Genomic DNA, 8,684 nt, shown 5'->3' on the forward strand with positions numbered 1-8,684 from the left:
GCCAACCCGGTTAGTCGCAAGGTGCCTATGTCGATGACGCCTAGGCAATCGCTCGCCAGGATCCTCAACACGATGGGCTGCGATTTCGAGAACGTGGCCGAAGAGGAAGAGAAGCGACAGCAGGATCTCAAGGCGCTGCGCGATTGGTCGCTTCAGGTGCTGGGTTGGCCCATCCATCCCCGTCCGCTGGGAGCGTGGGCATGAGCGACAGGAAGGATCAAATCAGAAGGCGGATGGCCGAGCAGGTCAAGGCGATGGACGCCAAGGCGTTCCTTCAGCGCTCACGGTTCAGCATGGCCGAGCTGATCCAGCAGGACTTCCCACCGGTCGAACAGGTGGCCGAGGGGATCATATCGGCCGGCCTATCGATCCTCGCGTCGGCACCGAAGGCCGGTAAGTCGTGGCTGTCGTTGCAGCTCGCCGTGACCGCCGCAGATGGCGGACGATTCCTAGGCAGCATACCGGTATCAGCTAGGCCGGTCATGTACTTGACGCTGGAAGACGGCCCGCGCCGACTGCTCAGCCGTCTCAAGCGCATGGGATACGACAAACAGACCAAGAAGCCGGTCGAGTTCGTCACCAGCGCCAAGGACACCGACCTTATGCAGGTGATGCGCGACTTCCTCAACCAGCACCGTGAGGAGAAGCCCCTGATCATCCTCGATACGCTCGCCCGGTTCCGCATGACCTTGCCCGTGGTGAAGGGCGAGACCGAATATCAGGCCGACTACCGAATCGCCGGATCCTTGCAGGATCTCATAGCCGAATACGACGGTGCCGCGCTGATCGTGGTGCATCACGTCCGCAAGATGGGAGACAGCGACTTCCTACAGGAGATTAGCGGATCGAACGGCATCGCCGGCGCGGCGGACAGCGTTCTGAAGCTCAACCGAAAGCGTCTCGAATCGGAAGGCACCGTGCAGATTACCTCTAGGGACGCGGCGGAAGGCGAATACAAGGTTGCGTTCGATCAGAACACCGGCTTGTGGTCGCTGGACGGCGACAACCTGAACGACGCGGCGGATGCCGCACGCGAATACCGGGAGACTTCGGGCGTGGGCGACATGATGCAGCAGGTCGTGCAGTTCGTCGGCAAGCACCCCACCGGGATCAGCTCACCGGCCGGCATACGTCCCTACGAGGTTGCCGAGGAGCTGCCGGGCTTCAGCTCGCAGACCGCCGCCGTGTACCTGAAGCGTGCAGCCGACGCCGGCAGGATCCGAAGAACCGGACGCGGCCTCTATCTACCCAATTCAACAGACCAGCAAGGTAACTAAGTGTTGAAAGTGTTGAAAGTGTTGAAAACAGGCAGACCGCACCCCCGATTCAACACATTCAACACTTTCAACACACTCTCTATATAGGAGCGTGTAGAAATGGGCAACCATCAGGGCAACCCGAACTTCAGGATCAACAAGGATCCGAACATGACCGCCGTCAACGTGTCCAAGGAACGACAGATAGCCACGGACGTGGCAAGACAGCTGCTCAGGACTGCCGGCGAACAGATGATGAAGGGCACCAAGCCGAAGGCACCCAACGTGACCGACATCGTAGACGCCGAACAGATGGCAGTGGTAGGTGCCGGACTCTTGGCACTCGCCAATGATTATCCCCTAGGCGCTCGCTGACTAGCCATAAACTAATGATTACTCGCTGTTATTGCGACTATTTACATGGTGACTCATACTCATTTCATTGCATGACATGAGGAATGGAGCGGACGCCGTGGGATGGTTCAAGGATCTGTTCAGCCGCAAGAGCACCGAGGTGGAGAAGGCGGACGACACCGGCGCATGGCAGCGTTCGGCGTCGCCGGCCGGTGGCGTCACCTTGTCGAATGAACTGTACGCCACCGAAGCGGCGGTGCGCACCGTCACCAGCTTCATTGCAGACAACGTGGCATCCATGCCGGTCAAGGCTTACCGCAAGCTGGACACCGGGGATCGAGTAGAGGCGGACGGATCCAGGTTGTCGCTGCTGCTCAAGCAGCCAAGCGTGCTGCCGGGCGTCACCCGCTACCAGCTGTTCCGCTCGCTGCTGCTCGATGGCCTCTTGAATGACCGGTACGCCGCCATAGTCGCCAATACGGACGGCCGCTTGTGGCTGCGCCGGATCCCGCCGCGCTGCTTTGATCTTCAGGTGAACGCCGCCGAGGAAGTGACCGGCCTCAACGTCACCCTTGACGGATCCACCCGCACCATCGCCTTGCCGAACAGCGCCGTGCTGCTCGGTATCGGCTACGGTGCCGACGCCGCCACACCGATTCCAGCAACCTTGCGTTCGATGCTTCAGGAAGCCAAGGAATTGGCCGACTACCGCCGTTCCATCGCCAAGAACGCCGGCCGCATGAGCGCCTACGTGTACACGCCGGCCGGAACCGAGGTCAGCGACGACGAAATCGAATCGTTCGCGCACGCCATGCGCGAGTACACCAACGGCGGCGCTCGGCAGGGCGGTATGCCGATGCTGTTCGGCGGTGCCGAGATTCGTGGTCTCGACACGTTCAAGCCTTGCGACGTGAACGACCTTCAGGCCCGCACCGACATCGCCATTCAGGTGTGCAACGCCTACCACATCAGCCCGGAAAACGTCGGATACCGCACCGGAACCAAGTCGAACGTGAGCGAATACAAGCAGGAACTGTGGTCTGTGGAGCTTATGCCCTACATCTGCGCGTTCGAGGAACAGCTAAACGCCGTGCTGCCGGCCGTGACCGGCGAACCAGACCTTTACGTCGAACTGTCCGTTGACGCGAAGCTGCGCGGCACCTTGGAGACCCAATATCAGGCGTTCAGCACGGCAAGCGGCCGTTCGTTCCTGACCACGAACGAGGTGCGCCGCATGATGAACCGGCCGGCCGTGCCCGGTGGCGACGATCTCGTTACCCCGCTCAACGTGCTCACCGGCTCTCAGCCGTCCCCGCAGGACGGTGGCCGAACGCTGGAAGCTCAGGAAGGAACCAACCGATGAACGATGTGATCAACAAGACGTTCGACGTGTCCGAGACCGGCGACGCCGGCGTGTTCGCCGGCTACGTGGCCGTGTTCGGCAACATCGACCTTCAGGGCGACGTGATCCGCAAGGGCGCGTTCGCCGGATCAGTGGCGGACACGCAGACGGTTCCCGTCATGTGGAACCACGACGGATCCCGGCCGAACAACGTTATCGGCAAGACGGTCAGCGCCGTGGAAGACGACCACGGCTTGCTGATCACGGCCCGATTGGATCTAGGCAACCCGGTTGCCGCCGAAGCCTATCGGCTGCTCAAGAACGCCACGGTGTCGAAAATGAGTGTCGGCATGGTGGCGGAACAGGCCGAATGGTCGGGTAGCGCTACCAGTGACCGACACCGTGTGATCACCAAGGCGCGCCTACTCGAATGTTCCCTAACCCCGACGCCGGCCAACCCTATGGCCGAGGTCGTCACCGTCAAGTCAGCCACCAACAACAATAAGGAGCAGAAAATGGCAGACACCGTGGATATTCAGGGCACCGTCAGCGTGAACAAGCACGTGGGCGACGCACCGGATCAGCAGCAGGACGCGAACGCGGCCAAGGACTACAAGCCCGAGACCAAGCCCGCGCCCATCGAGACCAAGAACGTGGTTGCGGACATCGCCGCCGCGTCCGAAGCGTTCGGCACGCCCGAGGATACGACCGGAACCAAGTACTTCAATTTCAAGAGCATGGCCGAACTGCTGCCGAAGGCCGCACGCGATTATTCCGCCAAGATGGGCATCACCAAGGGCATCGTCTCGGATGGTGCCACGGTGGTGGGCGTCCCGCTGATCAACACCACGCCGATTCCGGGCGACGCGGCAGTCGAGACCGCGCCGCGAATGATCGACCACATTCCGGTGATCGTCCGCACCGCGCCGGTGTACGACGCGCTGATCGAGAAGCCGGCCGAAACGCCGGGCGGTGCCGCCGTGGTCGCGGACGGTGCCGAGAAGCCCGTTACCGACATGCTGATCGACACCGTGGAGAAGCGCCTTAAGGTGATCGCCACCGTGTCCAGCCCCATCAGCAAGTACACGCTTCAGGACAACGCCAACCTTCAAGCGTGGATCGGTTCCAAGCTCACCGAAAGCGTCCGCAACGCGCTGGAAAAGGAAGTGCTCACCGGTTCCGGTGCCGAAGGCCACATGACCGGTCTCGCCACCATCGCCGGCACGCAGTCGCAGGACTTCAAGAACAGCTATTACGACACCATCGCGGCCGCGCTCAACAAGCTGGACATGATCGGCGTCGCCGGCTCGATGATCGTCATGTCGCCGGCCGATTGGCTGAACGTTCAAAGCTACAAGGACGCTGACGGACACTATTACATGGCCGATGGCATCGCGGATCCAGTCACCCGCCGCATCTTCGGCGTGCAGGTGTACGTTTCCGCCGCCATGACTGCCGGAACCGCCTACGTGATCGGTCAGGACGCGCTCAACATCTCCAGCGACGGCAACATCGCCGTCGAATGGAACCCGTACGGCGGATTCACCCGTAATCAGGTGATCGCCCGCGCCGAAGCCCGCTATGAGCTTGACGTGCTGCGCCCCCAGCGCATCGTCAAGACCACCATCGAGAAGCCGACCACCAAGTGAGGCAGCGCGACATGACCAACACACCGGATCTGATCCCGGATCCCAGCACATTCGTTGCCGACTCAACCTATTGGCTTCAGGCGGCTCAAGCCGCCGTTCGCCGTGAGTGCGGTTGGCATGTCGCGCCTTCCTACACTCACACCGTCAAGCTCAACGCCTTCGGCGGATCCCGGTTGGCCTTGCCCACGCTGCACGTCACCGACATCTCCAGCTTCAAGCTGGAAGGCGTCGAACATGTGCAGGACATCGCCTATGGCAGCAGCGGCCTAGTGCAGCTCAGGCACGGCGTGCTGCTGCCGGACATGCCGGGATCCGTAGAAGTCACCATGACCGACGGTTACGCGCCCGAGGAAGTCCCCGACGTGATCGCCGTCATGCTCGCCGCATCCAAGCGCGGAAGCATGGCATCAGGCGTGGTCAAGACGCAGAGCGTCAACGGATCCACCGTCACCTACGTGACCGGATCCGAACCGCTCGGCATCCCGTTGTTCGAGTCAGAGAAACGCACGCTTGCCAAGTACAAGCTGCCCCACATCGTAGGAGCGAAGCAATGAGCATCCTAGACGACATCGCCGCATCATCCAGCATGTTCCCGATGGCCGGCGCTACCACGTTCCAGCGGATCCGCGCCGGGCAAATGCCGGATTCATACAACCCGCAACACATGATTGATGACTGGGATCACCCGGAGATTATCGAGTTCAAGGGCGCTCTATCGCAGTCCAGCAGCACCCGAGTGCCGGATTATCTGACAGGCAGCCTACAGACCACGACGATCTGCTACATCACCATGCCGGCCGACACCGACGTGCGCATAGGCGACAGGATCACGCCGGGAGCCGGCATGTTCCCGCACGAAACCAAGGTTGCGGGCTACTGGACTGTCGCCGGTTTTCCCAGCGAAGACGTGAACGCCTTCACCGGTTGGAAGCCGACCAAGGAAGCCATGTGCAAGAACGTGAGGGGCTAATGAGCAGCAAGAACCGTAAGACAACGCGCAACTTCGTGAAGCAGCGCAACCAGTTCTTCGAGCAGTGCAAGGCCGAGAACGCCGTGTGTTGGCTGTGCGGGATGCCTATCGACTACTCGATGCAACCCAATACAGGTGATGACAGCTTCAACCTCGATCATCTGTACCCGATCAGCAAGCGGCCGGATCTGCAAGAGGATCCGGCCAACTTCAGACCAAGCCACGCATCCTGCAACAACCTACGCGGCGACAGGGAACCGAACTTGCCAATAGGAACGCTGTCGCGCCAATGGATCCCGTCCGAATACGGAGAACCGAAACCGGCACCCGCGCCGAAGCCGAAGCGGTTGGGCGTGATCATCTAGAGGCGGTAGGGGCGGTAACGGATCAAAAAGATTCGGAGAGCGGAACACTACCCGCATGGCCGGTGTTCCTCTCTCCCCGACCCTGATTTTTACCCACGATTGGAGATGAACGACGATGGGGCAAGCGAACATTCGAGCCGTGAACAAGACGGTGAAGGCGCTGAAACTGGATGAGAACGGCCGGTACGCCGCGAATATCGAACTGCTCAGGACGTTGGCGCGGCAGATGGACGCTGCCGGCGATGATCCGAGTACGAGACTGTCGGCTGCGTTCCTATCGGCGTTGAAGGACATCCAGCGTAGCAGCCAGGTGGTGGTGCAGGTGCAGCAGGAAGAGCGACGGCGGGAACTGAACGACGATGAACGCCGGGAGATTAGGGACACTGCCAAGGCCGCTGCCACCAGTGCCGGCGAACCCGATAATTGGGTCGATTACTTGCCTGATTGGCTTGATGATTTTGAACGGTATCTGATCGAGGTACTGTGATCCGCCACCGTGGCGTTCCTCGGTAGCGCTACCTAGAATGAGCGGTATGGATCAGCGCTATTACACCGTTCAGGAACTGGAGAAGAGGGCGCGTGGTGCGGTGTCCGCTTCGGGTATCAAGAAGGCCATCAGCGACGGCCGCTTGCCGGCAGTGAAGCAAGGCAAGAGCTGGAAGATTCCGGCAGACGATCCACTAGCCCGTGAGTGGATCCGCCGTGGCCTTGACGAACAGAAGAGCGAGTCTGCGATATTGCAGCGGCTCAGGGCCGAAAACGAGCAGTTGGTGCGGGACAACAGGAACCTTGCGAAGCGGACGCGACAGGCCGAAGCCGCCCAGCGCAAGGCCGAGAAGGAAGCCGACCGGCTACGCGCCGAACTGACCGAGGCTTACAGGCGAAACGCCGAGGAAGCCCAGCGACACGCGGAACGGATGCACGACGTGTCTCAGAATATGACCGAGCGTGTCGCGGATTCCAACGCACGCGCGTTGATCCAAGTCGCCCGGATCCTCACCGGCTCAACCGACGTTCAGGTGCTGCCCGGTGTGGCCGTCAACGCCGAACCTCAGCCAAGCAGCGACACGGTAGCGGAACCGGGTAGCGATACCGTAGCGTAACCACCTGATCGACACCGTAGCGCTACCAAGTATCGACACCTATCGCATCTAGAAAAGTCGATCCTCAGGGTGGTGGATAGGAAACGGTAGGAAGCAGAGCTTGCCCTTTACGTTCGAGGTAAGGGGCAAGTGTGTCACTCAGTGACGGAGCCATGAGGTTCCCGGCGAGTTCTTCACAAGACGCAGGTGTTAATCTGACGTAAGGCGGCATACCCTCGAAAAGCCATTTTTGAAGCACTGGAAGCTAAAGGAACCGTCGGCCATCCCGTTTATGCCGGTTCCGTTTTCGAGGTCTGTTGATGTTATGGCCTCTAACGCCATCCTACCGGGGAGCCAGTGCCTCTTGAACCGGTCACGCATGTTTATCGAGGCTACCGCGTCGCGTCCTCGGTCGTCAGTAAGCGTGTTACCAGCACGGTGCTATACTGACTGTGTGTTTAAATCGTTGACCCCGACTTTACCAGAGTCGGGGTCATTTTTTTGTGCGTTTCTCGGAAAAGGTCACATTATGTCAACCGGATCCGTCGAACAAAAACGAACACGCCTTATGTTCGGTCGCGTTCGGCGGCGGATCCATGAACCGCACACAACCGATCAGTCGATGATTTCCGTCTTGTCGGCCGACTCACCGAAGTGGTTGTTGTCCCCGATGTGGTCGATGTAGCCGGCCTCACGCGCCTTGTTGATCCAGCGGCCGGCAGTCGCCTTGCTGATCCCCATCAGCTTGGCCACGGTCTCGTGCGCGTCGCCGTCGCCGTATCGAGCGGCCACGTAGATTCGTGCGGTATACAGCAGGTCGATCACATTAGCGCCGCGCCGACTGGAGCGCATGAAGCTGCCACCCTGAACCTGAGACGCCCAAGACATCCAGCGCCGCGTGTTCTCCAGTTCGTTGTATCCGCCGTCTCGCAGGATCCAGCTGCTGATTACCATGCGCTTGTACTTCTCCACCGGGATCTGACGCAACACGATGCCGTCGATATCGACGGACGACGTCTTGCCGAACATCACGTTGTTGACGAACAGCTGGGAGACGATGAAGTCGTCGGCCTTGTAGTCATAGTTCACTTCGATGGCCGCGATGGTCAGCGGCATCATGGATTCGTTCACGCGGATGTTGAATGCCTGCATGTTGGTGGGAACGTACAGGTCTGCGCCGATGTGGTGCAGCCGGTTCCCGTCGCTGGGATCCAGCCCGCCAAGGTCGATGTCGGTGTCGAGGTTCGGCGCGATGCCGGTGATGGTCTCTTGCAGCTTTGCCCTACGCATGGCGTTCGGGCCGATGATCAAACTCTTCATGACACTCACTCTAGTGTGAGTACTCATTAGACACGCCGTAATCACAACGAGGAAAAAGAGCATAGAATAAGGCCATGTTGTTTAATGGGTACGCGCTCGCTAGTGCATACTCACTAGATGAAAGGTGCTGCATTGCTTGAACAAAGAAGAACCCCGACCGGTTGGGCCGGGGCTGGATCAGCTCGCCGCCGCTACTACAGCGACGGTTCCAATATCGTCGCCAACCCGGTTAGTCGCAAGGTGCCTATGTCGATGACGCCTAGGCAATCGCTCGCCAGGATCCTCAACACGATGGGCTGCGATTTCGAGAACGTGGCCGAAGAGGAAGAGAAGCGACAGCAGGATC

The 8,684-nt window shown here is 60.1% G+C and carries 11 protein-coding genes; 10 read left to right on the forward strand and 1 reads right to left on the reverse strand.

What is annotated here, in order from left to right; all coding sequences use genetic code 11:
* From KIH81_RS11740 to KIH81_RS11785, 10 genes are all read left to right on the forward strand, one after another.
* Positions 1–204: hypothetical protein (locus tag KIH81_RS11740; RefSeq protein WP_214305489.1), on the forward strand; the 204-nt coding region annotated here is incomplete at its 5' end.
* The gene (locus tag KIH81_RS11745; RefSeq protein ID WP_214305490.1) at positions 201–1,277 is read left to right on the forward strand and encodes an AAA family ATPase; all 1,077 of its coding nucleotides are present in this window, start codon (positions 201–203) and stop codon (positions 1,275–1,277) included. The genes KIH81_RS11740 and KIH81_RS11745, both read left to right, overlap by 4 nt.
* Before the next feature lie 99 nt (positions 1,278–1,376).
* The gene (locus KIH81_RS11750) at positions 1,377–1,631 is read left to right on the forward strand and encodes a hypothetical protein (RefSeq protein WP_214305491.1); all 255 of its coding nucleotides are present in this window, start codon (positions 1,377–1,379) and stop codon (positions 1,629–1,631) included.
* Between the two features lie 97 nt (positions 1,632–1,728).
* Positions 1,729–2,973, forward strand: a complete 1,245-nt coding sequence (locus KIH81_RS11755) for a phage portal protein (protein ID WP_214305492.1) — start codon at positions 1,729–1,731, stop codon at positions 2,971–2,973.
* Positions 2,970–4,601, forward strand: a complete 1,632-nt coding sequence (locus KIH81_RS11760; RefSeq protein ID WP_214305493.1) for an HK97 family phage prohead protease — start codon at positions 2,970–2,972, stop codon at positions 4,599–4,601. The genes KIH81_RS11755 and KIH81_RS11760 overlap by 4 nt, the downstream gene beginning before the upstream one ends.
* Before the next feature lie 11 nt (positions 4,602–4,612).
* Positions 4,613–5,155, forward strand: coding sequence for a hypothetical protein (locus KIH81_RS11765; RefSeq protein ID WP_214305494.1), 543 nt, complete (start codon positions 4,613–4,615; stop codon positions 5,153–5,155).
* Positions 5,152–5,571 carry a hypothetical protein gene (locus KIH81_RS11770; protein WP_214305495.1) on the forward strand — a complete coding sequence of 140 codons (420 nt, stop codon included), beginning with the start codon at positions 5,152–5,154 and terminating at the stop codon, positions 5,569–5,571. The genes KIH81_RS11765 and KIH81_RS11770 overlap by 4 nt, the downstream gene beginning before the upstream one ends.
* The gene (locus KIH81_RS11775; RefSeq protein WP_214305496.1) at positions 5,571–5,936 is read left to right on the forward strand and encodes an HNH endonuclease; all 366 of its coding nucleotides are present in this window, start codon (positions 5,571–5,573) and stop codon (positions 5,934–5,936) included. Before KIH81_RS11770 ends, KIH81_RS11775 begins: the two co-directional genes overlap by 1 nt.
* 115 nt (positions 5,937–6,051) lie before the next feature.
* Positions 6,052–6,423, forward strand: a complete 372-nt coding sequence (locus KIH81_RS11780; protein ID WP_214305497.1) for a hypothetical protein — start codon at positions 6,052–6,054, stop codon at positions 6,421–6,423.
* Between the two features lie 46 nt (positions 6,424–6,469).
* A complete protein-coding gene (locus KIH81_RS11785) occupies positions 6,470–7,039 on the forward strand; it encodes a helix-turn-helix domain-containing protein (protein ID WP_214305498.1) in 570 nt (189 codons plus the stop codon).
* A 594-nt stretch (positions 7,040–7,633) separates the two neighbouring features.
* Here the strand turns inward: KIH81_RS11785 and KIH81_RS11790 are convergent.
* Complete coding sequence (locus KIH81_RS11790) at positions 7,634–8,338, reverse strand: helix-turn-helix domain-containing protein (protein WP_214305499.1); 705 nt, start codon at positions 8,336–8,338, stop codon at positions 7,634–7,636.
* Positions 8,339–8,684 lie beyond the last annotated feature (346 nt).

Source organism: Bifidobacterium miconisargentati (assembly GCF_019331675.1).
GTDB lineage: Bacteria > Actinomycetota > Actinomycetes > Actinomycetales > Bifidobacteriaceae > Bifidobacterium > Bifidobacterium miconisargentati.